The sequence below is a fragment of the Pseudomonas sp. genome (genome assembly GCF_051660785.1).
Taxonomy (GTDB): Bacteria; Pseudomonadota; Gammaproteobacteria; order Pseudomonadales; family Pseudomonadaceae; genus Aquipseudomonas.
Map to the genome: position 1 here is coordinate 1 of NZ_JBOFQE010000087.1, position 23,083 is coordinate 23,083.

The following is a 23,083-nucleotide window of genomic DNA, read 5'->3' on the forward strand; positions in this document are numbered from 1 at the left end:
GCGCCAATCCCCGGATGAACACCTCCACTCAGCCTCCCGAACGGGGCGGGCAGATCAACATCAAAAGCAAGATCAAAAGCTGAAGGCGAGCTAACGCTCGGCCTGATGAGTGGTGAGAAGCAAAAGCCGTACGCCGATCCATTGTGGGAGCTGGCCTGCCAGCGATGGCGGCCTGACAGCCGACCAACATCTTGCAGATGTACACGAACCCTGTGGGAGCTGGCTTGCCAGCGATGGCGGCCTGACAGCCGACCAATCTCTAGCAGATGCTCACCGAACCCCTGTAGGAGCTGGCCTGCCAGCGATGGCGGCCTGCCAGCCGACCAATCTCTAGCAGATGTTCACCGAACCTGTGGGAGCTGGCCTGCCAGCGATGGCGGCCTGCCAGCCGACCAATCTCTAGCAGATGTTCACCGAACCCCTGTAGGAGCTGGCCTGCCAGCGATGGCGGCCTGCCAGCCGACCACTAACTTGCAGATGTACCCCGAACCCTTGTGGGAGCTGGCCTGCCAGCGATGGCGGCCTGACAACCGACCAGTTTCTAGCTGATGTACACCAAACCTGTGGGAGCTGGCTTGCCAGCGATGGCGGCCTGACAACCGACCAGTCTCTTGCTGATGTACACCAAACCTGTGGACGCTGGCCTGCCAGCGATGGCGTCCTGACAACCGACCAATTTCTTGCTGATGTACACCAAACCTGTGGGAGCTGGCTTGCCAGCGATGGCGGCCTGACAACCGACCATTTTCTAGCTGATGTACACCAAACCTGTGGGAGCTGGCCCGCCAGCGATGGCGGCCTGACAGCCGACCAGTCTCTTGCTGATGTACACCAAACCTGTGGGAGCTGGCCTGCCAGCGATGGCGGCCTGACGGCCGACCAGTCTCTTGCTGATATACACCAAACCTGTGGGAGCTGGCCCGCCAGCGATGGCGTCCTGACAACCGACCATTTTCTAGCTGATGTACACCAAACCTGTGGGAGCTGGCCTGCCAGCGATGGCGGCCTGACAGCCGACCAGTCTCTTGCTGATGTACACCAAACCTGTGGAAGCTGGCCCGCCAGCGATGGCGGCCTGACAGCCGTCCAATTTCTTGCTGATGTACACCAAACCTGTGGGAGCTGGCCTGCCAGCGATGGCGGCCTGACAACCGACCATTTTTTAGCTGATGTACACCAAACCTGTGGGAGCTGGCCCGCCAGCGAAGGCGGCCTGACAGCCGACCAGTCTCTTGCTGATGTACACCAAACCTGTGGGAGCTGGCCTGCCAGCGATGGCGGCCTGACAACCGACCATTTTCTTGCTGATGTACACCAAACCTGTGGGAGCTGGCTTGCCAGCGATGGCGGCCTGACGGCCGACCAGTTTCTTGCTGATGTACACCAACCCCTGTGGAAGCTGACCCGCCAGCGATGGCGACCTGACAGCCGACCATTCTCTTGCTGATGCACCCCAAACCCCTGTGGGAGCTGGCTTGCCAGCGATGGCGACCTGGCAGCCAACTTGGTACCGATATAGAACTCAATCCAGAAGGCCGATATATTTGCCCCACCCGAATACAACAACCAACCCAACGAACGAACACGCATTCATGCGATAGGGGATCTCGATCCAGCGTCGCAAGTGCAGAGGAAAGCAACGAATATCATCAAGTGCACGAGGATCGTCCAGTAAGAGTAAAGAAGGTGGTTTGCTTAGCATGGCCGTAATTAAGTTGAGGCTGTATCTACGGCTGAAGAAACCGTATCCGTTTTCCCGACGGTTAGCCTGGATGAGATAACAATTTTCAAGAAGTGATTCCATTTCCTTGAGCTTGAAAAGTCCTACATAAACCATCATCACCAAGTTGATGATCGCCACAGTGAACAAAGAGATCACGACGGCAGCGTAGAGCAGTCTTGTTTCAGTCATGGGTACTCGATTCGTATAAAACTTCAGCGGTTGACTCGACGCCTTTCGAACCTGCGTTACCTCCAAGCGACGCTGCCGCACCGCTTATGACCAAGACGCAAATCACTCCACCGATACCACGCGTTTTCAGTGCCACACCTGCGCGGTACTCCATCGTAATCGGTGCCGTGTAGGTCGTCGCGATGGCCGCCCCACCAACGTTGCCCGTCAGTTTTGCTCCTTCGATATATTTCACCTTCCGGCAGGGCTCATCAGCTCCTGCCCGACAGACTTCATTGATCCGCATACTGGCCGCTGCCGTCGCCAAACCAATTCCGACGTAACCAGCGGCTTTCATATATTTTGCCGCTCGCGAGACACCCTCAATGTTCGTTGCATACCCAGGCACCTGTGTCGGCGCCCCAGCCTTGTCCCACCGATGAATCACTCTGCGAGTTGACAACCTCAAGGCTCGCTTGAGTTTCGGGTGATCCGCAATGCCAGTGCCTTTGCGTATGAGCGGCCCAAGCGACTTTCGAACATCCCTATCGAGAATCTATTTAAGCGCCGGGCTCAAGGCGGCAAAGTGATTGCCTGACTGATGAATTAGTAGAAAAACAACCCTCCATAAAGCGAGGGGGATGGGATTCAGGGAGGGAGTCATCACAGGTAATCCTTAACATTAATCCATATCAAGATACCGCCGCCCCAGACGAGGCAAAACGCATTGATATGGCCGGGAACAATGACCCAAGGCCTCAAATGTCCAGGGAATAGCTTAACTTCCTCGATTGCGTCAGGATCCATTTCTCGGAAGAACTTGAACATCAACAGCGACCATATCAACACCAAGCTTCCGGCCCGGAAAATGATCGGGGTACTGGTGTCACTTCGGTGGGAGTTAACCAGGCGGGAGTTTGCAAAGTGATTTTGTATCTCTTTGAATTTATACGTCACTACATAAGCCATAAATGCGCAATTCATAATAAATAGCGTAAAGAGTGGAATGCCGGACAAGCCAATAACCTGGTCAAGACTCATCACTCAATAATCTCATGTAACTTCTCACCGATGTATTCGCCGGCTTGACCTCCACTGTCTCCCATTTGCGCAGCTAGCATTCCGCTTACCACTAGTAGGCAAACCATCCCGCCCAATCCATAAGTCTCTGCGCCAATGGCTAAACAAGTGCCCTCAGCGACTGTTGCTCCAATGGCCCCCGCAAGAACGCCTCCAGTGACATTCCCCAAGAGTTTCCCGCCCTGTACAAACTTGACCTTTTGGCATTCATCTTCTCGCCCGACTCGGCACGTTTCGTAAATTTTCATCGCTGCTGAACCAGCGCCAAAACCTATCGCTACATAACCACCTGCTTTTATGTATTTGGAGGCTCGCGCCACGCCATCGATATGGGTGGCATAGCCGGGCAACTGACTAGGCGCGCCAGCCTTGTTCCAATGGTGAACTACGCGACGCGTAGAAAGCCCCAAGGCACGTTTTAGTTTGGGATGATCCGGGATCCCTGTGCCTTTGCGAACCAAAGGCCCCAAACCGGCATCCAGTTTCGTCATGAGTCGCTTACGCTTTGCAAAAAAATCGGGAGATTTAAGGTGGCCGTATTCACGATATTGTTCCGAATGTAAACGCTCAAGTTCTTTGAGGGTCCCTTTCAGCGTTTCCAGGTGCTGGCCAACCATGAACGACGCTACGCCCAATCCACCCGAGCCAACTCCCAAAAACGGCTCAATCACCTCATGGTGCTCAACCATGAACGAAGCCTCTTCATCACTCAAATCCCTGAGCGCCTCGTTAACCTTCTGCGCAGCAATCATCATCTGCGCCTCTTCACGCCGGCACATGTAATGCCGTGAATCGCTGAAGATCACCATTTGCCCCGGCTTAACGTGTTCACCCAGATGGCGGTTGAGCGAACGGAATTCGCGGCGTAATGCATCGCTTGGCGAGTTCTCATACAGCGAGCGTTCCAGGGACTCGAGGCTCATGGTCTTTCAACAATGTGAAACCCCGACTCGGCCGGTTTGGGCTGGGTGAAGGCGTGATCTTCGACCAGATGTTGCGCCGGGGGTGGTTCGGTTTGGGTCTTGAATCCATTCCATGAGCCGCCCCCGTTATCCGGATTGACGCGAGGCGTGACTACTGCCCAATCGCCGCTGCTCACGGCGTTGATCAGTTTCTGCTGGTGGGCGGCCTGCATGTAGTTGGAGCGGTTGGCGCCCACGGCATTGAGCAGGTCGTCGAAGCCTTGCACGTCGTATGGGTAGTTGAGGGCTTGGCGAAGCGCGTCGGCAGCTTGATGGTTGTCGAGTTTCGGGCCGCGCTCGCTGGCGAGTTGGTGCTGGGGGATGAGTTTGGTCACGCGTTATGCCCGGTCCTTGGAAACGGGGCACTTTGGCGATGGGGCTGAAGGGTTGATGTCGGGGGATTCAGTAAAACTTGTAGGGTAAGTCCGAAATCTTGGGGACGTTTGGGGGAGGGTACTTAATCAGCTGGATTGAAAGGCCAAACGCAGGCTTTCACGCAAGGCGGCCTGACATCCCACATCGAAATGGACTGACAGGGCTTTCTCGCAGAAACGGATATGCCCCCCACTTCGATACCCCCCGAAACGCAGTAACCACCCCTAAGCGACGAGCTGAACGCATCACTCATCATTCTGTTGGAACTCCCCGTCACCCGCCTTCGTCATCTGCAGTGAGGGAGGCTGCACTCACTGCGAACTCCCGGAACGCTTGTTTACCGACAGAAGGCGAGGGAAGACATGAATACTTCAGACAACACGACCGGGAGTCAGCCAGATAAACCCGATACTGCAGGGGCGGAGCAGCGCTTTGACCACTTGAAGGAGGACGTGACAGAGGCCCTTGAGGGCGCCCGACAACAGGCGGACGCCCAATTCGGGCAATACCGCGACACCGCGGCCGATCAGATCGAGGCGTTGGCCCAAGGGGCGAAATCGGTTGTTTCCGAGCTGGAAAGCAAGGACACGCTCGGCATGTCCGACTACCTCGCTGACATGGCGGAATCGATGAGTGGCCTGGCCGGCAATCTGCGCGGGAAAAGCGCCGAGCAGTTGCTCCACGACGGTGCCGACCTGGCCCGCAGCAATCCTGGGCTGTTCATTGCCGGGAGCATTGCGCTGGGCTTTGGTCTGTCGCGGTTTCTCAAGGCGGGCAGTGCTCCGGCGGCAACATTCACTGATGCCAACAACCCCGCAGCAAGCAACTCGATGCCACCGTCAGGCGGCTTTGGTGCGCAACGTCCCTATGAAACCTCCGTGGCGTCCCGTACCGAGCAAAGCCCCGGTGTCACACCGGCCTCGCCGAACGATCAAGACCATCCTTCGAACTTCGCGACGACCTCGACACCGGGTTCGGCCAACTTCAATGGAGCACTGTGATGAACAGAGAAGATCCAGATTTTCCGGGGACAAGACCGGTGGCACCCGCGCCAGATGATGCCTCGGTCGTCGGCCTGTTACGCCAGTTATCCCGTGAAGTGCCCGCGTTGTTCACCAAGGAACTGGCGCTGGCCAAGGCCGAGTTGCAAGCCAGTCTCACGACGCTCAAAGCCGGCATTGCCGGGGTTGCGGGAGGTGCAATCGTCCTGCTGGCGGGGTTCATCATTTTGTTGATGTCCGCGGTCTATGGCCTCAGCACCGTAATGGCGCCGTGGCTGGCAGCACTGATTGTCGGCGTTGTGGTGATGATCGTCGGGTTCGCCATGCTGCAGTCCGGAAAAAAACAATTCGAGCCGTCCCACTTCAAGCCTGATCGCACGCTGGATGCCTTGAACAAAGACCAGGAAGCGCTGCGGAGGAAAGTCTCATGAACAGTGAATTCGACACCGAAGCGGCAAAAAGTCCCGAAACCATCGAGCGTGAAATTGACGCTCAACGGGCGAGTATCGGCAACATCGTCGATGCGCTGGAAAGCAAGTTCACCCCTGGCCAGATGTTCGATCAGGCGCTGACGCTGATGCAAAGCAACGGCACGACATTCCTGAGCAACCTTGGCACCAGCGTTCGCAATAACCCCGTTCCCGCCGTCCTGACATCCGTCGGATTGCTGTGGTTGATGATGAGCCAGAATCGCCCACCGTCACCCCGTCCAGGCTATCGCGTGGGCCCGGATCAGGACAAAGTCGGCGAGTGGGCGGACGGCCTGGCTGACGGCATCGACAGTGCCCGTGACCATTTGCACCAGACGGCTGACACGCTCAAGGAGGGTTATCAGAGCGTCAAGGGCAAGGCCGCACACCTGGGCGACAACCTGGGTGCTGCTACCGACAACATCAGCCATGCCGTGCATGACGCCAGTGACCGATTGGTGCGTAATACACAGGTGCTGGGCAATCAGTTCAGTCAGTTATTGAAGGATCAACCGCTGATGGTCGCCGCTGCGGGCATCGCCTTGGGCGCCATGCTGGGCGCGGCACTGCCTTCGACAGCGACCGAGCAACGCTTCATGGGTAAAACCAGCGCAGGCCTCGCCGACAAAGTAAAGCAGCAGGCGAAGGAGGGATACGAAGCCGTGCGCGACACCGTGACCAAAACCACCGATCACTCGGACGTAGAAGAGAAGCCGCAAGGGGAGTACCGCGCAGCATCCGATACGCCAGCCGATCTGTCCCGGGGTTTGGGTACTTCGTAATCAGGCTTTTCATAAAGGGCTGCAAAAAGAGCGGGAGGTCTGACACAGGCCTCCCGTTTTTTTAAACGATTTTCGCGGACCCTCGCACTATGCAAACTTTGGTGAATGCGGTGGAGATCGGCAGGCGGATAAAAGTTTGAATCGATTGATCGATCGCCGACGACTGGTGATAAAACCGCGCAAAATTCACTCTCCAATGCCGCCTGTCGCGAGCGGCCAATTTTTTTAAAATTTTCTCAGGCTTAGCACCTTCAGATAACTGTGGGCGGCGCATTGGGTCATTCACCGAATGAGTATCGCCGCCTTTAAGGCCTGAGGAGATTCGTCATGTTTCTACATAACAAGCGACTTCAATACACGGTTCGTGTGGCTCAACCCAACCCGGGGTTGGCAAACCTTTTACTCGAACAATTCGGCGGTGCCCAAGGGGAGTTGGCGGCGGCGTCCAGGTATTTCACCCAGGCACTGGCCGAGGATGATCCGGGAAGAAAGGATCTGCTGATGGACATTGCCACCGAAGAGCTCAGTCACCTCGAGATCGTCGGGTCGATCATCGTGATGCTCAACAAAGGCGCCAAGGGCCGACTGGCAGAAGGCGTGGAAGAAGAAGGCGAGCTGTACCGCGCCATTAACGGAGCGGGCAACGACTCGCACATCACCAGCCTGTTGTACGGCGCCGGTGCACCGCTGACCAACTCGGCCGGGGTGCCGTGGTCGGCTGCATACGTCGATACCATTGGCGAGCCTACCGCCGATTTTCGCTCCAACATCGCCGCCGAGGCTCGCGCCAAGATCGTCTACGAGCGCCTGATGAACATCACGGATGATCCCGGCGTGAAAGAGGCGCTGGGGTTTTTGATGACTCGCGAGATCGCCCATCAACTCTCCTTCGAAAAAGCGCTGCACGCGATTCAGCCGAACTTTCCACAGGGCAAGCTTCCCGGCATGCCCGACTTCACTAACGTCTATTTCAATCTGTCCCAGGGCGAAGGCAGCACGCGCGGGCCGTGGAACCAGGGTGACGACTGGAGTTACGTGGACGATCCACAGCCGGCAGTCGATGGCGGGGATGGCACGGCGAGTGTCCAGCTTAGCGCTGAAGACGAGGCGCTATTGCAGGCCATGAAAGCTCGCACGATGTCTGACCCGCAAAGCGATCCGATTACGGGCGCCGATCTGGGGGCTGGCGTGCAAGGAAAACCCGATGCGTGATGAGGGGCACCGCACGCCACCCGGCGTGCGGTTTTTTTGTGTTGATGGAGAGTTGAGGTGAGTCACATGAATTCCAATCCAGACGCTTTTTTCGCAGAGACCACACGGGACTTTTCCCGTCTGTTCAATGCCACTGCAATGGCGTTCGAACAAGACGCTTTGCGCATATCCAGACAGATCAAGGTGGCCGCACCGAGAGCGAACCGTAAGCGCTCCAACGGGAAATAGGTGGCCTTATGTCGGAACATTCTTCCCCCGTAAGAGCCCCATGGCGTGCCTGGTTTGACCGGGGAAAAAACGGCAGTTGGCAGAGCATTCTGTTCTGGTCGACCCTGGTGGGCGTGACTGTTCTGCTGCTGGTCAGCGGGTACAGCGCCTTGGCGGGGGCGGACAGGGTCAACTTGCAGTATGCGTTCCTGGGCGGTGTCTCGGGATTCGCCGCGACCGCGCTCGGCGCGGTGCTCGCCGTGGTCTTGCGCGACATCGCCGCACGGACTCAGGACATCATGCTGGGTTTCGCCGCTGGCATGATGCTCGCGGCCAGTTCTTTCTCTCTCATCCTCCCTGGCATCGCGGCGGCGCAGGCCATTTGCGATAACAAATTGCTGGCGGCGTGTGTGGTGGTGCTGGGGTTGGGTTTGGGCGTGGCGTTGATGATCGGCCTGGATCGCTTTGTTCCCCATGAGCACCAGAAGATTGGGCGCAAAGGGCCGCATGCACAGCGCATCAATCGGGTCTGGCTTTTCGTGTTGGCCATCACGCTGCATAACTTGCCGGAAGGCATGGCCATCGGCGTCAGTTTCGCCAATGGCGACATGAAGGTCGGTTTGCCGCTGACCACGGCAATTGCCATCCAGGACATTCCCGAAGGACTGGCCGTTGCACTGGCGCTGCGAGTGACAGGTATCTCGACGTTGCGGGCGGCGCTGATCGCGGTCGGCTCAGGGCTGATGGAGCCCTTGGGCGCTGTCGTGGGCCTTGGCGTTTCCGCGAGCTTCGCGCTGGGTTACCCGGTGGCATTGGGCCTGGCGGCTGGCGCGATGATCTTCGTGGTCTCGCATGAAGTGATTCCCGAGACGCACCGTAATGGCCACGAAACCCCGGCGACCCTGGGCCTGATGCTGGGATTCGGGCTCATGATGTTTCTCGATACCGCCTTAGGCTAGGCTTGTAGTCAAGGCGCAAGGCGAGGGGTGAAGCGATGGACAGACACCTGAAGTTTGGCATTGAAGAGGAATACTTCATCACGGACCTGGGCACCCGGCGGATGGCCGAGAAACCTCCCACTTCTGCCATTGAGGCGTGCCAGGAAGTGCTGGGCGAATGTTTCGCGCATGAGATGTTCCGTGGGCAAATCGAAGTCGCTTCTCCCATCTTCACCAGTGTCGCGCAAGCAACGGAGTACCTGTTTTCAGCTCGCACAAGGTTGCGGCAATCGCTCGAAGGGTATGGCCTGGGACTGCTCAGTGCCGCGAGCCACCCGTTGGCTGATTGGCGTCAGCAGCAGGCCACGGACCAGTCTCATTTTCTTCAGTTGTTTGAAAACTACCAGCGCGTGGCAAGCCGCAGCGTGCTATCCGGCCTGCACGTGCATGTTGAAGTACCAGCACAACTGGATCGTATTCAGGTGATGAACGAAGTCCTGCCGTGGATGCCGTTGTTGCTTTCACTGAGTACGTCCTCACCGTTTTGGGGCGGCGCCGACAGCGGCTTCATGAGCTATCGCCAGACCGCCTGTGACGAGTGGCCACGGATGGGTATTCCGGAGTTTTTCGAGGATCAAAGCGCCTATGACGCCTACGTCGCCTTGCTGATCCGCACCGGTACGATCAAGCAGGCGGGCGATTGCTGGTGGGGCCTGCGACCTGCCGCGAAGTACCCAACGCTGGAGATGCGGATGACAGACGCCTGTCCACGCCTGGATGACGCCTTGTGCATTGCCTCTCTGTTTCGCTTACTGGTGGCCCATGCCATTGAACAACCCCGTCCGGGGTCGAGCTATTCGCAAGCGTCGCAATGGATCCTCAAGGAAAACCGGTGGCGGGCGAAACGCTCCGGCATCCATGCAGCATTCATCATGGAAGGCTACGACCGGCCGTTCTCTGCCGGGCAATGGCTGTTCAGGGCACAACAGATTCTGGGTGATACCGCGAAGAAGATGGATGTGGAGAACGTGTTTGCCCAGGCCCGGCGGATTCTCCGGGGCGGGACCAGTGCAGATCGGCAGCGGGAGGTCTATGCGCGAGCCTTGCGCGGGGGAGAGGATGTTGACGCCGCGCTGTCGCAAGTCGTGGATCATTTGCTGATGGAAACGTCGCAAGTGCCGTGCACCAGCGAAATGGCGCTCACGTAAGCGCGGGCACCAGTTTTTGTGGCGAGGGAGCTTTTGTGGTGAGGGGATTTAGCGAAACATCGCACCGCCCCGTTGGGTTGCGGAGCAGCCCCAGCGTCCGCCTAGACAAATCGAGTTGTCCGGATTTACGACTGCTTCGCAGCCGAACGGGGATAAATCCCCTCGCCACAGGGGCTGTTTCGCGACCCAATGGGGATACCCCCCCCTCACCACAGGGGGGCTTGCTCGGTTGACGTTCCGCTCGTAGTTTTTCAGCTCGACAACGGCGGGGTCCGAGGCGGGACCAATCGTTTGGAGCCAACCGACTCAAACGCCGAAGCAAAGCGCAGCAGCGCTGAATCGTCATAGGCACGCCCGGCAAAGGTCAGCCCGGCCGGCATGCCGATGTCCGGCATGATACCCATTGGCACCGTCACCGTCGGAACCCCGAGGTGGCGGATGGCGAGGTTGCCGTTGGCGACCCAGATGCCGTTACTCCACGCGATGTCCGCCGACTGCAGATCGACATCGGCATTCGCCGGGCCGACGTCGGCCACTGTAGGGAACAGCACCGCATCAAGATTCAGCTGATCCATCCAGTCTTCAAGGTCGATTCGACGGGTCTCTTCCAGCCCGCGCAGGCCGTCAGGCACCGTGACGATCTGGTCCCATGGCGTGATGCCGCGTTCGGCCATCTTCACGTATTCGTCCATGCCCGCAGCGAGATCGTCTTCGCGATTGGGCAAGGTGCCCGGGTCGTGCGGAAAAATCAGCGGCCCGTCGACATCGGCCAGACGGTTCAGTTTCGGATCACCGTTGGCCCGCAGGAAATCATCGAACGCCCAGGCCGACAGGTCCCACAACTCATGGTGCAGGAACTCCTTGGACACCAGGCCTCGGGTGAACACGGTCGGCGCGCCCGGACGATCACCCTCGCAATTGGAGACCAGCGGGAAATCGACTTCGATCACCTCGGCGCCCGCGGCTTCGAGTGCCTTGCGCGCATCTTCCCAGAGATTGATCACGCTAGGGCGGGTGTTGATTTTCTGCCCCGTCGGGCCACCGATGCCTGGCGCGTCGCTGGTGCCGGCTTCGGGGTCTGCGTTGATGTACATGCGCGGCACGCCGAAGCGTTTCCCCGCGAGCGAATCGGCCTTCGCGGCCAGCTCGGCATAGGACGCGGGGCGCACCGAAGCGACGCTCGGAATCGGCACCCACGGTTGCATGCGCCACAGATCGCCGCGGGTGTCGGGATCATCCGCCACTACCACGTCGAGCACTTCGAGCAGGTCGGCCATGGTTCGGGCGTACGGCACGACCACGTCCATCGTCGGCGTCAGCGGCCAGTTGCCGCGCACGGAGATCACCCCGCGCGAAGGCGTATAGGCGCACAGCCCGTTGTTCGAGGCCGGACCGCGTCCGCTCGACCAGGTTTCTTCAGCAAGGCCGAACGCCGCGAAACTGGCGGCGGTGGCAGTCCCGGCGCCGTTCGAGGAGCCCGAGGCAAAAGGCGCTGTCAGGTAGTCAGCGTTGTACGGGCTCTCGGCACGGCCATAGACCCCGCGCTGCATGCCGCCATTGGCCATCGGCGGCATATTGGTCTTGCCCAGGCAAATCGCCCCGGCGCCGCGAAGCCGTTCGATGGTGAACGCATCGCGATAGGCCACCAGGTTCTTGAAGGCCGGGCTTCCAGAGGCCGCAGTGAGGCCCTTCACCAGATAACTGTCCTTGGCGGTGTAGGGAATGCCGTCCAGCGGACCGAGCGTTTCGCCCTTGGCCCGACGGGCATCGGAGGCCTGCGCTTCCTTGAGCGCCTCGGGATTGCGAACCACCACCGCGTTGAGCGCAGTCGGCGTGTCGGGGCCGTCGTAGGCGTCGATCCTGGCAAGGTAGGCCTGGACCAGTTCAACCGCAGTGGTCTGGCCAGACTCCAGCGCAGCCCGCAGTCGGGCAATGGAAACTTCGGTGACTTCGATCATGCTGTTGTCTCAAAATGGGTGTTCATATCGGTTTCTCGTTGCACGGCAATACGCGACAGGGTCTGGGCTTGTCACCTGGGCGTCCTATTTAGCACCAAGGCGGGCGCAGAAGGAAACGGTGAAACGGTTTAGGCGCTGTTGTGGGTGTGGCCGGTCGCTTCCTGTTCCAGCCAGTCGAGGAACTCGGAAAAGCCGCTGGAGCGCTTCACCCGCTTTGGATAGACCAGCGTGTAACGCCCGCCCGTGACGATGCGGCCCGCATGCACGCGCATCAGTTGCCCGCTGAGCAATTCATCGCGGGTGAGCACGGCGTCGACGAGCGCGATGCCCTGGCCACATTTCACGGCGACGATGGCGGACTCCAGCGTATCGAATGTCAGATGCGCGTTATCGACCCCGGTCGAGCCCGGGTAATACTCTTCCCAGCGACGCCAGTCCAGGCGATCCATGCTCGAGTCCACCAGCCGCCCGGTCCTGAGGACTTCTTGCGCAGTTGTCCCGGCAAGCAGTGCCGGCGAGCACACCGGAATCAGTTCCTCTTCCCATAACTCCAGCGCTTCGAAGTCAGGCCAGGTGGCAGTGCCGTAGGCGATCATGGCGTCGATCGATTCGAACGCAAAGTCGGGAAAGCGGTGGTACACCGTGTCGACACTGACAGTCACTTGTGGGTGCAAGGCATAAAACGCCGTCAACCGAGGAATCAGCCAGCGCGCGGCCATGGTCGGGTGTGCCCGCAGGCTGACACTTCGTCCCACCGTGGCGAGCATGTGCGAGGCATCCGACAGCAAACCGATGACCTGCTCCGCCACCGGCACCAGCGATCGGCCTTCGGCGGTGAGCACGATCTTGCGCGTGTGCCGCTCGAACAGCCGGTTATCCAGCCGCGCCTCCAATTGCGCAATCTGCCGGCTCACCGCGCTCTGGCTCAGGTTGAGCTGCTCACCGGCCTTGCCAAAGTTGCCGGTCTTCGCAACCGTCAGGAAGGCCTGCAAAAGCTCGATGGATGGCAGTTGGCGGCTCATGTTTCTATGCGCTCCTCGCATGGGATTAATGCAGATACATCACTGTAACTTCAGATGATCGAGGCACATTCTTAGCCGAAACACCGATGCCGCGCTACGCGTCATTCTCAACCTGACGGTTACCCATATGAACACTCCAGCAGCCGCATTCACCAAAGTCCCGGCCTCCAGGGACGACCTCCTGCCTCGCGAAGTCGACGTGGCGATCATCGGCGGCGGGCTGATGGGGTGTGCGTGCGCGTACTACCTTAGCAAAGCGGGCGCCAAGGTTCTGGTCCTCGAAAAAAGCCTGCTGGCGGGACAGCAATCGTCTCGCGCCTGGGGCTTTGTTCGCCAGCAATCGCGGGATGAGGCCGAGGTGCCGCTGATGCAAGCCAGCATCGAGATCTGGCGTTCGCTGGAACAGGAACTCCAGACCGACCTGGGATGGCGCAACGACGGCTGTCTGTTCGTTGCGGGCAATGAGGTCGAGCGTGAAGGATACGAATCGTGGCTGTCGGTCGCGCGCAGCTTTTCGCTCGATACCGTGATGCTGTCGCCGCGTGAGGTGGCCAAGAAACTGCCGGGTTACGCGGTCCCGCAACTGGGTGGCTTGTTTACCGCCAGCGACGGTCAGGCGGAGCCCACGCTGGTGGCTCGCGCATTCGCGATGCGCGCGCGTGAACTGGGCGCCCACATTGTCGAACAGTGCGGCGCCAAAGGCATTGATGTCGCCGCCGGCCAGGTCGTCGGCGTTGAAACCGAGCGCGGCTACGTGAAGGCGAAAACAGTGGTGTGCGCCGCCGGCGTCACGACGTTCCGCCTGCTGAAGATGCTCGGCATCTCCCTGCCGCAGCAACTGGTCAGGGGAACGGTGGCGCGGACCACGTCCGGCCCGACGCTGAGCGGCATCTCGACCATCGCCAACGGCGTGGGCTTCCGGCAACGGCTCGATGGCAGCTTCAACATCGCCGACGACGCCCATGTCGACGTCGACATGACACTCGGTCATCTGCGCGCACTCCACTGGTATTTGCCTTCGCTGTGGGCACAGCGCAAATCGTTTCGCTTCAATCTGAACGGTGCGTGCCTGACCGATCTGCACCAGCGCATGCCGTGGTCGCAAGCGTCGCGGCTCGGCGCGGGTATTCACCAGCGCAATCCGCTTGTCCATCCCAATGACAAGGGGCTGGGCAACGCGATGCAGGCGCTCAAGGCCGCGTTTCCCGGGCAAGTGAATACGCAGATCGCTGATCGATGGGCTGGCGCAATCGACGTGTTGCCGGATGGCATTCCGGTGATCGACGCACACACCTCGCCCCGCGGCCTGGCGGTGGCTACCGGATTCTGCGGCCACGGCTTTGCCATGGGCCCCATCGTCGGCAAGACCCTGGCTGACTGGATTCATTCTGGCAACCCGGGACTGGACATGCGCCAGCTGCGTCTGTCGCGCTTTGCCGAGGGCGACGTCAAGCCGCCGTCTTCGTTGTTTTAGTCCGCACCTATGCATCAGAGCTCACGCGCCTGACTTTCGGGGGAAACACCGTGAAACGACCTATCTCACCCAACATCTACTACGACCCCGCGTCGGTGGCCGGCAAAGCACCGCCGATCAGCGACGAGACCGATATTCTCATTGTCGGCGCCGGCCCGGCAGGGCTCGCGGCCGCATTGACCGCCGCTGGACAGGGGCTGCGCGTGACCCTGGTGGACGAAAATCCGGTGCCCCTCGAAACCATGGGCGAGGAGGTGCCGCTGCATTTCGGCGGACGAATGGGCGCAGCGGTGTCCAACCGCAACAGCGTGCTACAGACGCTGCTCGACGCCCGTCCGGAGATCGCCGAGGCGCTCGAAGCCGGGGTCGACGTGCGGCTCGGCACGGCGGTCTGGGGCCTGTTTCCCCAGCAACGCACCACGGCGTGGATCGAGGGCGCCGTCGCCGGCCTCGCGGATGACGAAAACGCTTGGTTGCTGCGCTTCAAGCAGGTGATCGTGGCTGCCGGAAGACGGGACATGGGCCTCGCCTTCGACGGCTGGCATCGCCCCGGCGTCATGGGCGTCAACGCGGCGCATCGGTTGGCGACGGTTTACGAGGCGCTGGACTGCAAGCGCGCCGTGCTGATCGGCAGCGATACGCAGGCGCTGGTGTCGGCCCATGCGTTGATCAGCAAGGGTGTGCAGATTGCGGCAATCATTGAACAGGCCGGGCAGGTGAGTGGCGATCCCGCGCTGCTCGGGCTACTGGTCGAGCAGGGCGCTCAGGTGCTGACCGGGCATGTCGTTCGCGAAGCCGCCGGAGATGCCTTGGGCGTCAAGCGGATTACGGCGGTGACGGTCGATGCGGCGGGCAGCCCTGTTGGCGGATCTCTGACCGAGATCGAATGCGATACGGTGTTGTTGGGGATAGCGGCCATTCCCGCCATCGAACTGGTCGAGGCCGCCGGGTGCCGCACGGCATTTCAGGCCGACCGAGGCGGCCACGTCCCCGACGCGGACTCTGCACAGCGCACGTCGTTGCCGTTCATTCTGGTGGCGGGTGATTGTGCCGGGGTCTGGGCCTCGAAAAGCCTCGAAGAGACGATCTCCCGACGCGAAGGGCGGATCGCCGCGCACACCGCGTTGGCTGCGTTGGGTGTCGACATTGCGCAGAACGACAGGGTCTCGTTGCCTGACGCGTCTGTCTGTGACGTTGCCGCCCATCGCGAGGCCTGGGTGCGCGCGTCCACCGTCCATGCGCAGAACGAACCCTTCGTCTGCCTGTGCGAAGAGGTCACGGCCAGCGAGATCCTCGGACAGCAACCGCCGCGTTATCTCGACTGGACACCCGCTGATCCAGCCTTGCAAAACACCATGAGCAACGACTCGCCCCACCCGGATGTGACCAAGCGTCTCACTCGGGCCTGCATGGGGCCCTGCCAGGGACGACGTTGCCGCGAACAGGTGGCGGCGTTGCTCGGCATCGGCGCCGGACTGAGCGTCGGCGAGATTGCGCTGGCCTCGTTTCGTCCGCCAGTCCGCCCGCTGTCACTGCACCAGATCGGACAGGTCGAGGAAACCTCGTCGATGCATCGTCGCTGGGATGCCTGGTTTGACATGCCGTCACAGTGGACGCCGTTCTGGCTATGTACCGGGCAGCCCACAGTCGCCAGGCGCCCGCAGGATGTCACCGATCACCTGAATCCGTCGCAGACCGAGGGCTGACACCATGCACGCAGTCAAAAGATCATCCAACCGTGCGTCCGTCGTCATCGTCGGTGGCGGCGTGACCGGCCTGAGCGCCGCCTGGTGGCTGGCCCGCGATGGCGTCGACGTGCTGGTCCTCGATGCCAATCTGATTGGCTGGGGCGCCTCGGGCCGTAACGGCGGCGGGTGTTCGCATCACCACAGTCCGCTGTTTCTGGAAGAACAGCGGCTGTGGCCGATGATGGACGAACTGCTCGGTTACCCGACCGAATATCGCCCGGATCGCATCAGCATCGATCTCACCGAACACCAGTTGTCACTCGACAAAAAAGTCGTCGACGAAGCCAAGTATTATGGGTTGCGCGCTGACCTCCTGGACCCTCAGGAGGTTCGGGAACTCGTGCCCTTCGCGGGCGATAACGTGTTGGCGGGCTACTACTACCATTTCGGCGGCCACGCCAATCCGCACCGCACGCTGCAGGCCTACGCATGGGCGCTGCAAAATCTGGGCGGCCGCATTCTCGAGCACACGCCGGTCGTCAGCATCGAACGCCAGGGCGACCGCGTGACGGGTGTGCGCACGGCACAAGGTGTGATCGCCTGCGACCATCTGGTGATTGCCGCCGGCCCGCATACCGGTGAATTGGCGGCGCAACTGGGCGTAGACATTCCGCTGGTCACCGCGCGCGCCGAAATGATCGTGACCGAGCCGCTGCCGTTACTGGAGGTCGGAGGTGTGGATGGCAATGGTTTGTATGGCCGGCAAACCCTGCGTGGCAACCTTGCGTACGGTGGCGGCCCGCACGAATGGGTCGATCTCGCCGATCTGCGCGGCACACGTCCGCAGTCGACACCCCTGCAATGCAATATCGCCAAGCGACTGGCCGAACTGTTTCCCAAGATTGCGCACAAGCGGGTGATTCGCAGTTGGGCCGGGTTTATCGAAAACACCCCGGACGGTCGCCCCGTCATCGACCGTCCTGCGGCGCTGGATAACGTCACCGTTGCGACGATGTCCGGTGTCGGTTTCGGCCTCTCGCCGGCGAGCGGTCATGCCATCCGCGATCTGGTGGTCGACGGTGAGTGCAGTTTCGCCGACCTGTCGACGTTCTCGCTCTCACGTTTTGCGGCGCTCGAACCAGATTGGCAAGCGATCCAGGGATGGCTGCCGTTGCCTGTGCCCGGGGCTTAGAAAGGCTTTTTTGTGCTGCTGTTGAATCGTTTTATTCGCAACCATCCTCCTGAAAAAAAGGGATCGACCATGAAACGAATATTCCGCAATCTGGTTTTACTGGCCTCAATCGGTTTGACGTTGAGTTCCTTTACGGCTCCGGCCAGCGCAGCAGACGACAAGCTGCGTTTCGGTGTGGCCGCCGAGCCGTATCCACCGTTTCTGGTCAAGACACCCACCGGGCAATACACCGGGTTCGAGCCCGACCTGATCCGTGCGCTCTGCGAGCAGATGAAGGCCGAGTGCGAAATCAAGGAAGTGGCCTGGGACGGTATTATTCCGGCGTTGCTCGCCAACAAGTTCGACGTACTGTTCAACTCAATGGGCATCAGCCCGGAACGGCAGAAAGTCATCGCTTTCTCGCGTCCCTACTACGAGACGACCGGGATCTTTGTCGCCGCCAAGGACGTCAACCTGACGCTGACACCGGAAGGCCTGGCCGGTAAATCCATCGGTGTGCAGGGCTCGACCACCAACGCCGAGTTCATCCGCAGCGCTTACGGCAAGGCCTCGGACATCCGTATCTACACCACGCAAGACGATTGCAACGCCGATTTGCTGGCGGGGCGTATCGACGTCATGTTCCTCGACAAGCTGGGCGACATCGATTTCCTGAAGTCCAGGGACGGTTTGGCGTACGAGGAGAAGGGCACCGGCAGCGTCAAGATGGACCCGTTGCTCTATGGCCTGGGTGTCGGGGCGGGCCTGCGCAAGAGTGACACCGCTCTCAAAGAGCGAATCGATGTGGCGCTCACGCAATTGCATGCCTCGGGCAAGTACACGCAGATTTCCCAGAAGTACTTTCCGATCGACCTCTGGCCACACTGACATCCGGCAGCGGGAGGTTTATCTAGCGTGCGGCCGCTGCATCGGCCAGTGCAGCGACCACCTGTTTCTCGATGTCCTTCTCATCCATGCCGCGACCGAAATGCTTGAGGTAGCGGCCCTGGCTGTCGAGCAGAAACAGGATCGTCGAGTGGTCCATCATGTATTGGTCCGGTGTGTCGCCGGACGGCACTTTCTTGTAATACACGTGATAAGCGTCGGTGATGCGCACGATGTCTTGCGCCGAGCCGGTCAAACCGACGAAGTCGTTGGCAAAGTAGCTCACGTACTCCTTGAGTTTTTTCGGCGTGTCGCGCTCGGGGTCGATGGTGACGAAGATCGGTCGCACCGTGATGCCTTGCTGTTGCTGTAGCTGCCGACTGATACGGGCCATTTTTGCCAGGTCGGTCGGGCAAATGGCCGGGCATGTCATGAACCCGAAATACAGCAACGCCGGTTGGCCAAAACTGCGTTCAGTGACGCGCTGGCCATTCTGATTGGTCAGTTGAAACGGCCCGCCGATGTCGGTACGGGTCGCCGCGGTAACATTGGCCGCCAACCCCATCAGCAACAGAAGGCCTGCCGTGCGCAGCCTGTTCATCGATCAATACCCTCCCGAATAGGTCAACGCCAGCCCGACCAGTTCTGACATCTGGCCATCCTGTTTCTGCGTGCCGGCGGACACGCCGATCTTGAGCTGGCCGGTGATGTTGTAGGTCAGGCTCAGCTCGTTGAGGTAATCCTGTCGATCCGCGCCCCCCGTGGATTCGCGATGCTTGTCGGTGCGTGTCGCGCCCAACGCCCAGTCACCGAAATCGAAGGTCAGCGAGGTGGTCAGGTAGCGGGTGTCATTGCCTTTGATGCCATCTTCATTGTCGACATCGGCGAATTCGATGAAGGGCACGACATCAAAGTAACGCCCCGCCAGCGTCGGCTCCAGGTCGGTGCTCGGCGAGTAGGCCCAGATATAGCGGGCGGAGGCGATCTTGATGGTTTCATCGTCTTCGCCAGGCGGATTGGCTTGCGTCTCGTCCTCGGCCTTTTTGTTGAACATGTAGCCGGCCTGCATTTCCAGATAGGGCACTGCCGGAATGGCCAACCAGTTCACCGTCAGCGCATAGGAGTCGAGTTTGCCGGTGTTCGACGGGCCGCCATCGCTGCGCTGGAGCTTCTCGCCATGGCGCAGGTAAGGCCGGCCGAGGAACGAATTGTCGGCGGTGTAGAGACTGACATTGGGTTCGATCATGCCCAGGCGCTGATCGAAAAACCGGTACGCCACCGTGCCGCCGAGCATGCCGTCCAGATCGTAAGTGGCGACGAAGTCTTCGGTGTACAGACCGGGCGCCTGGTCCTGGGCGCGACCGAACGGCACGTGGTATTTGCCGACCATGAAGGCCGAGTTGGCGTTGTTCTGGTAATAGTTGAGGTCGTTGATCACCAGGCCCACGTCTTCGAAAAAACGCTTCTGTCCAGGTTCCGGACCTTCCACGGGATTGATCTCGGTGGAAAACTGAATCTGCTGATCGTGGCTGAAGCGGAAGTAAAACGTGCTGTTGATGTCCGGGTAAGCATCCGAACTGTTGCGATTGCCGCCCTGAGGCGAATCGGCATGCACATGGTCAAACTGAAAGGTCGCGTCGTAATCCATACCGACGTTGGGGTATTGCCCGTCGTCGGCCAGCGTCGATTCAACGGCACACACCGATCCCACAAGCAAAACAGCCAAGCGATAGTTGCACATGGCATTGCCCCTTTTACTTGATCAGAGGGCTGGACGCTTTCGGGTCCTGTCCGGTGTTGCGCAGGTAGGAGCACAACTGGTTGTTTTCACCGTACAGCCCGCCCAGGGGTTCGAGCTTGACGGCCTGCTCGTAGTCCTCGGGCTTGACCACCTGTATCGCCTGCATCATGCCGCCGTCCTCGTGTTCGAGGATGTGGCAGTGGTAGACGAATTTGCCGAGGATCACCGGATCGCGAAACGGAATTCGCACGGTGATCGAACCCGTGGCGGGGATGAACACATTGTCCCGATAGCCGCTGAACTGCACCGGTTTGCCATTGATTTCGGTGACCTGGAAATCCACCTGGTGAATGTGAAACTGGTGCAATTCCTGGGACGGGTTGAACAGCCGCCACTCTTCCACGTCGCCGAGCTTGACCGTGGTGTTGACCCGGTCCAGTTCGAAGCGGGTGCCGTTGATCAAGAACGCGTTGGGGTCGGTGTCCGAATCCTGAAAGGCGAACTGACGCGTCTTGTTCACCGCGATCTTGCTGAAGTCCTCTGCCGGCGGATACGCGCTGGTGATCTGCCGGGTCGCAACGCGCTCACCACTGGAGCGCAAGATCGCCAGTTTGGCCGCCGGGTAATCATCGCCGGCCGGACCGGTATTGCCGGAGCCTGTTTCGACTTCGTAGGAGCCTGCCGCAGGCCCGACCACCAACACGCTGAACCGCGCCGACGGCCCGATCAGTACCTGATCGGCGTCAACTCTGCGTGTAACGGTATTGCCATCGCGGGACAGCACCTGCACCGACTGACCGTTGATGCGAATCCGGAAATACTGGTTCGCCGCAATATTGATGAAATGCCAGAGCTGGGTTTCGCCAGGCTTGATGTCGATGATTGGCACTTCCTGGCCGTTGACCGTACGAATCGACGGCGCGCTGGTGATGATTTCGCTGGCGACTTTGCCGGTCAGGGTTTTCTGAAAGTTGCGCAGCACCAGGACCTGTTCCTTGATGCCCTTGAGTTCGGGAAACGGGTCGAGCATGCCGTCGACGAGGATCGGTCCGGCGATCCCGGCGGAAACCTGACGCTGGGAGCCACCGTGGAAATGGCTGTGATACCAGTAGGCGCCAGGGCTGTGGTTGAGCGGCAGTTTGACGTTGTACTCGCCGACCTGATGGGGCTGGGTCACGCGAAAAATATTGTCGCCCTGGTCCAGAGGCGAGACCTGCATGCCGTGAAAATGCAGGTTGGTGATTTCGTCCATGCGGTTATCCAGACGGATCGCCATAGTCCCGCCTGGTCGCGTTCGAATCAGTGGCGAATCGTAGTCGCCGTTGAACACCAGGGACACGTAACGCTCATTACCGACGTTGACCTGCTGTTCGGCGGCCGTCAGCGTGGCGTGGGTCACACCGCTGGCATCGTAGGAGAATTCGGGGTTCTGGCGCAGCGGTCGGGACGCAGGTTCAGTGGATTGCTGTGTCGCACAACCGGTCAGTGCAAGCGCAAATACACTCGCGCAGAGTGCAAAGGGGCGGACGCTGAAAGCTCTGGGCATGATCGCGACCTTCGGTGGCTTGGCGAGGAACTGCGTGCGCAGTCCGCCTGTGCGTTGCCGAAGGGTGATCAGAAGACACCGCGCAAATGCGCAAGGCCATGTCCTGCGTGGCTTTGAGGGGTTTTGCGCGCAACTTTTCGCAGTTTAGAACAATTCTCGTTACGCGCAAGTTTTGGGATCCAAGGCACAGCATCCAGGTGATGAGCAGCACGTCTGGACAAGCATCAGAGGTGTTTCTTTTCTTCTTTATCCAAATGACGATCTTCTTTATGTCGCTCTTTATCCAACTCCTTTGCTTCTTTATCGATGTCTTTTCCGTCGCGGTCGACATCTTTATCCACATCACGAACGTCTTCTCTGACGTCTTTCGCAATGTCACCCTCGGCATTCGCGATGCCCATATGAACAATCAGGCCAGCCCCTAGCAGTGATGTAACGAGAATTGCTTTGAGGGATCGCATTTGATGGCTCCTTTTCGTCAACTCTGTCGTGTAAATCGGAGCTGAAAAAATAGGTGTTATCGCCAGCTATTGCCAACCCGCCGGTCGCTTGTTCAACAGGCGTGAGTCATTGCGCCGACTATCTGATTTCCCGGGTCGCAGAATGCCGATTTTGACATCTGGGTTACGCTGAACCTGACCCACTGCGTGCAGCAGTAATCAGCACCTGCAATGACGAGGTGACTCGATGATTTCCGAACGAAACACCACGCTGGATGACGACATTTGTGTCCACATATTCGCTTCATCCGGCGCGATGGTGGGTGTCTGCCTCACCGTCGTCGGGATTCTTCGGGTGGTGATCAACGTCCGCCAGGAGGACCTTATCGGGCAGAACCTGCTGGCGATCAACGCGATCGTTTATTTGACGACGTGCCTGATTGCCTATTGGGCGCTACGGACGCGCAAGGCCAAGCGCAATTATCAATTGGAGCGAATTGCCGACGGCCTTTTTTTGCTCGGACTGACCTTGACCACCATTACGACGGGGTTCATCACGTTTGCCATGTCAACGGCTTGATGCGGACTGCACGAGCCTTCGAAGATGGACTCAAAGGAGACGCAACATGGACCGATTCACCGGCGGCTGCGTGTGCGGCAATGTACGAATCGAGGCGTCAGGGCGACCCTACCGGGTTGGTCTTTGCCACTGTCTCGACTGTCGCAAGCATCACGGGGCCCTTTTCAACGCCAGCGCGATATTTCCTCAAGAGGCGGTGAAGATCGTGGGTGAAACACGCGACTACGCCGGACGGCATTTTTGTCCTCGCTGCGGCTCGTCCGTTTTCGCTCGCACTGCCGACGAAGTCGAAGTGAACCTGGGATCTCTGGATGCACCTGACCAACTGATGCCAACTTACGAAAGCTGGATCGTGCGTCGCGAAAGCTGGCTACCAGCGTTTCCGCTTGCCAGACATTACGAGCACGATCGGGAGGGGACGGGGCGTTCTGAGGAGTAGACCCCCAGGCATC

General features: G+C 59.7%; 23 protein-coding genes. 12 read left to right on the forward strand and 11 right to left on the reverse strand.

The window, feature by feature from the left end:
- Positions 1–1,522: 1,522 nt before the first annotated feature.
- The 5 genes from ACRC4F_RS23005 to ACRC4F_RS23025 all read right to left on the reverse strand — a co-directional run bounded on the left by ACRC4F_RS23005 (position 1,523) and on the right by ACRC4F_RS23025 (position 4,268).
- Positions 1,523–1,912 carry a hypothetical protein gene (locus tag ACRC4F_RS23005; RefSeq protein WP_438661414.1) on the reverse strand — a complete coding sequence of 130 codons (390 nt, stop codon included), beginning with the start codon at positions 1,910–1,912 and terminating at the stop codon, positions 1,523–1,525.
- Positions 1,905–2,249 carry a hypothetical protein gene (locus tag ACRC4F_RS23010; protein WP_438661415.1) on the reverse strand — a complete coding sequence of 115 codons (345 nt, stop codon included), beginning with the start codon at positions 2,247–2,249 and terminating at the stop codon, positions 1,905–1,907. Before ACRC4F_RS23010 ends, ACRC4F_RS23005 begins: the two co-directional genes overlap by 8 nt.
- A gap of 305 nt (positions 2,250–2,554) precedes the next feature.
- Positions 2,555–2,932 carry a hypothetical protein gene (locus ACRC4F_RS23015; RefSeq protein ID WP_438661416.1) on the reverse strand — a complete coding sequence of 126 codons (378 nt, stop codon included), beginning with the start codon at positions 2,930–2,932 and terminating at the stop codon, positions 2,555–2,557.
- The gene (locus ACRC4F_RS23020) at positions 2,932–3,894 is read right to left on the reverse strand and encodes a hypothetical protein (RefSeq protein WP_438661417.1); all 963 of its coding nucleotides are present in this window, start codon (positions 3,892–3,894) and stop codon (positions 2,932–2,934) included. Before ACRC4F_RS23020 ends, ACRC4F_RS23015 begins: the two co-directional genes overlap by 1 nt.
- A complete protein-coding gene (locus ACRC4F_RS23025; RefSeq protein WP_438661418.1) occupies positions 3,891–4,268 on the reverse strand; it encodes a hypothetical protein in 378 nt (125 codons plus the stop codon). The genes ACRC4F_RS23020 and ACRC4F_RS23025 overlap by 4 nt, the downstream gene beginning before the upstream one ends.
- A gap of 402 nt (positions 4,269–4,670) precedes the next feature.
- Here ACRC4F_RS23025 and ACRC4F_RS23030 point away from each other — a divergent pair, with 402 nt between their 5' ends.
- The 6 genes from ACRC4F_RS23030 to ACRC4F_RS23055 all read left to right on the forward strand — a co-directional run bounded on the left by ACRC4F_RS23030 (position 4,671) and on the right by ACRC4F_RS23055 (position 10,126).
- A complete protein-coding gene (locus ACRC4F_RS23030; protein WP_438661419.1) occupies positions 4,671–5,309 on the forward strand; it encodes a hypothetical protein in 639 nt (212 codons plus the stop codon).
- Positions 5,309–5,740 (forward strand): phage holin family protein, encoded by a 432-nt coding sequence (locus ACRC4F_RS23035; protein ID WP_438661420.1) that lies wholly within the window; start codon positions 5,309–5,311, stop codon positions 5,738–5,740. The genes ACRC4F_RS23030 and ACRC4F_RS23035 overlap by 1 nt, the downstream gene beginning before the upstream one ends.
- On the forward strand, positions 5,737–6,561 hold the full coding sequence (locus ACRC4F_RS23040; protein WP_438661421.1) for a DUF3618 domain-containing protein: 825 nt from the start codon (positions 5,737–5,739) through the stop codon (positions 6,559–6,561). The genes ACRC4F_RS23035 and ACRC4F_RS23040 overlap by 4 nt, the downstream gene beginning before the upstream one ends.
- 327 nt (positions 6,562–6,888) lie before the next feature.
- A complete protein-coding gene (locus tag ACRC4F_RS23045) occupies positions 6,889–7,773 on the forward strand; it encodes a manganese catalase family protein (RefSeq protein ID WP_438661422.1) in 885 nt (294 codons plus the stop codon).
- Positions 7,774–8,009: 236 nt separating this feature from the next.
- A complete protein-coding gene (locus tag ACRC4F_RS23050; protein ID WP_438661423.1) occupies positions 8,010–8,939 on the forward strand; it encodes a ZIP family metal transporter in 930 nt (309 codons plus the stop codon).
- A gap of 35 nt (positions 8,940–8,974) precedes the next feature.
- A complete protein-coding gene (locus tag ACRC4F_RS23055; RefSeq protein WP_438661424.1) occupies positions 8,975–10,126 on the forward strand; it encodes a carboxylate-amine ligase in 1,152 nt (383 codons plus the stop codon).
- Positions 10,127–10,377: 251 nt separating this feature from the next.
- On the opposite strand, the gene ACRC4F_RS23060 is transcribed toward ACRC4F_RS23055, so the two are convergent.
- Positions 10,378–12,084 (reverse strand): amidase, encoded by a 1,707-nt coding sequence (locus tag ACRC4F_RS23060; RefSeq protein WP_438661425.1) that lies wholly within the window; start codon positions 12,082–12,084, stop codon positions 10,378–10,380.
- Between the two features lie 128 nt (positions 12,085–12,212).
- Complete coding sequence (locus ACRC4F_RS23065) at positions 12,213–13,106, reverse strand: LysR substrate-binding domain-containing protein (RefSeq protein WP_438661426.1); 894 nt, start codon at positions 13,104–13,106, stop codon at positions 12,213–12,215.
- A gap of 127 nt (positions 13,107–13,233) precedes the next feature.
- On the opposite strand from ACRC4F_RS23065, the gene ACRC4F_RS23070 reads away from it, so the two are divergent.
- From ACRC4F_RS23070 to ACRC4F_RS23085, 4 genes are all read left to right on the forward strand, one after another.
- A complete protein-coding gene (locus ACRC4F_RS23070; protein WP_438661427.1) occupies positions 13,234–14,580 on the forward strand; it encodes an NAD(P)/FAD-dependent oxidoreductase in 1,347 nt (448 codons plus the stop codon).
- 50 nt (positions 14,581–14,630) lie between these two features.
- Positions 14,631–16,286, forward strand: a complete 1,656-nt coding sequence (locus tag ACRC4F_RS23075) for an FAD-dependent oxidoreductase (RefSeq protein WP_438661428.1) — start codon at positions 14,631–14,633, stop codon at positions 16,284–16,286.
- A 4-nt stretch (positions 16,287–16,290) separates the two neighbouring features.
- Positions 16,291–17,460, forward strand: coding sequence for an NAD(P)/FAD-dependent oxidoreductase (locus ACRC4F_RS23080; RefSeq protein ID WP_438661429.1), 1,170 nt, complete (start codon positions 16,291–16,293; stop codon positions 17,458–17,460).
- A 69-nt stretch (positions 17,461–17,529) separates the two neighbouring features.
- The gene (locus tag ACRC4F_RS23085; RefSeq protein ID WP_438661430.1) at positions 17,530–18,327 is read left to right on the forward strand and encodes a transporter substrate-binding domain-containing protein; all 798 of its coding nucleotides are present in this window, start codon (positions 17,530–17,532) and stop codon (positions 18,325–18,327) included.
- A 22-nt stretch (positions 18,328–18,349) separates the two neighbouring features.
- Here ACRC4F_RS23085 and ACRC4F_RS23090 read toward each other — a convergent pair whose 3' ends face one another.
- The 4 genes from ACRC4F_RS23090 to ACRC4F_RS23105 form a co-directional block, all read right to left on the reverse strand.
- Positions 18,350–18,925, reverse strand: coding sequence for an SCO family protein (locus ACRC4F_RS23090; protein WP_438661431.1), 576 nt, complete (start codon positions 18,923–18,925; stop codon positions 18,350–18,352).
- A gap of 3 nt (positions 18,926–18,928) precedes the next feature.
- Positions 18,929–20,065 carry a hypothetical protein gene (locus tag ACRC4F_RS23095; RefSeq protein WP_438661432.1) on the reverse strand — a complete coding sequence of 379 codons (1,137 nt, stop codon included), beginning with the start codon at positions 20,063–20,065 and terminating at the stop codon, positions 18,929–18,931.
- A 13-nt stretch (positions 20,066–20,078) separates the two neighbouring features.
- Positions 20,079–21,611: a multicopper oxidase family protein gene (locus ACRC4F_RS23100; RefSeq protein ID WP_438661433.1), complete on the reverse strand. Its 1,533-nt coding sequence runs from the start codon at positions 21,609–21,611 to the stop codon at positions 20,079–20,081.
- Between the two features lie 224 nt (positions 21,612–21,835).
- On the reverse strand, positions 21,836–22,072 hold the full coding sequence (locus ACRC4F_RS23105; RefSeq protein ID WP_438661434.1) for a hypothetical protein: 237 nt from the start codon (positions 22,070–22,072) through the stop codon (positions 21,836–21,838).
- 226 nt (positions 22,073–22,298) lie between these two features.
- Here ACRC4F_RS23105 and ACRC4F_RS23110 point away from each other — a divergent pair, with 226 nt between their 5' ends.
- Complete coding sequence (locus ACRC4F_RS23110; RefSeq protein WP_438661435.1) at positions 22,299–22,631, forward strand: hypothetical protein; 333 nt, start codon at positions 22,299–22,301, stop codon at positions 22,629–22,631.
- Positions 22,632–22,677: 46 nt separating this feature from the next.
- Entirely contained in the window at positions 22,678–23,070 is a 393-nt protein-coding gene (locus tag ACRC4F_RS23115) for a GFA family protein (RefSeq protein ID WP_438661436.1), read from the forward strand.
- Positions 23,071–23,083 lie beyond the last annotated feature (13 nt).

Bases quoted from the DNA above. Each gene is read 5' to 3' on its own strand.
- ACRC4F_RS23005 (WP_438661414.1), bottom strand. From the start codon at position 1,912: ATGACTGAAACAAGACTGCTCTACGCTGCCGTCGTGATCTCTTTGTTC.
- ACRC4F_RS23060 (WP_438661425.1), bottom strand. From the start codon at position 12,084: ATGATCGAAGTCACCGAAGTTTCCATTGCCCGACTGCGGGCTGCGCTG.
- ACRC4F_RS23080 (WP_438661429.1), top strand. From the start codon at position 16,291: ATGCACGCAGTCAAAAGATCATCCAACCGTGCGTCCGTCGTCATCGTC.
- ACRC4F_RS23040 (WP_438661421.1), top strand. From the start codon at position 5,737: ATGAACAGTGAATTCGACACCGAAGCGGCAAAAAGTCCCGAAACCATC.
- ACRC4F_RS23115 (WP_438661436.1), top strand. From the start codon at position 22,678: ATGGACCGATTCACCGGCGGCTGCGTGTGCGGCAATGTACGAATCGAG.
- ACRC4F_RS23045 (WP_438661422.1), top strand. From the start codon at position 6,889: ATGTTTCTACATAACAAGCGACTTCAATACACGGTTCGTGTGGCTCAA.
- ACRC4F_RS23095 (WP_438661432.1), bottom strand. From the start codon at position 20,065: ATGTGCAACTATCGCTTGGCTGTTTTGCTTGTGGGATCGGTGTGTGCC.
- ACRC4F_RS23100 (WP_438661433.1), bottom strand. From the start codon at position 21,611: ATGCCCAGAGCTTTCAGCGTCCGCCCCTTTGCACTCTGCGCGAGTGTA.
- ACRC4F_RS23020 (WP_438661417.1), bottom strand. From the start codon at position 3,894: ATGAGCCTCGAGTCCCTGGAACGCTCGCTGTATGAGAACTCGCCAAGC.
- ACRC4F_RS23015 (WP_438661416.1), bottom strand. From the start codon at position 2,932: ATGAGTCTTGACCAGGTTATTGGCTTGTCCGGCATTCCACTCTTTACG.
- ACRC4F_RS23010 (WP_438661415.1), bottom strand. From the start codon at position 2,249: ATGAAAGCCGCTGGTTACGTCGGAATTGGTTTGGCGACGGCAGCGGCC.
- ACRC4F_RS23065 (WP_438661426.1), bottom strand. From the start codon at position 13,106: ATGAGCCGCCAACTGCCATCCATCGAGCTTTTGCAGGCCTTCCTGACG.
- ACRC4F_RS23105 (WP_438661434.1), bottom strand. From the start codon at position 22,072: ATGCGATCCCTCAAAGCAATTCTCGTTACATCACTGCTAGGGGCTGGC.
- ACRC4F_RS23030 (WP_438661419.1), top strand. From the start codon at position 4,671: ATGAATACTTCAGACAACACGACCGGGAGTCAGCCAGATAAACCCGAT.
- ACRC4F_RS23090 (WP_438661431.1), bottom strand. From the start codon at position 18,925: ATGAACAGGCTGCGCACGGCAGGCCTTCTGTTGCTGATGGGGTTGGCG.
- ACRC4F_RS23055 (WP_438661424.1), top strand. From the start codon at position 8,975: ATGGACAGACACCTGAAGTTTGGCATTGAAGAGGAATACTTCATCACG.
- ACRC4F_RS23110 (WP_438661435.1), top strand. From the start codon at position 22,299: ATGATTTCCGAACGAAACACCACGCTGGATGACGACATTTGTGTCCAC.
- ACRC4F_RS23035 (WP_438661420.1), top strand. From the start codon at position 5,309: ATGAACAGAGAAGATCCAGATTTTCCGGGGACAAGACCGGTGGCACCC.
- ACRC4F_RS23070 (WP_438661427.1), top strand. From the start codon at position 13,234: ATGAACACTCCAGCAGCCGCATTCACCAAAGTCCCGGCCTCCAGGGAC.
- ACRC4F_RS23050 (WP_438661423.1), top strand. From the start codon at position 8,010: ATGTCGGAACATTCTTCCCCCGTAAGAGCCCCATGGCGTGCCTGGTTT.
- ACRC4F_RS23085 (WP_438661430.1), top strand. From the start codon at position 17,530: ATGAAACGAATATTCCGCAATCTGGTTTTACTGGCCTCAATCGGTTTG.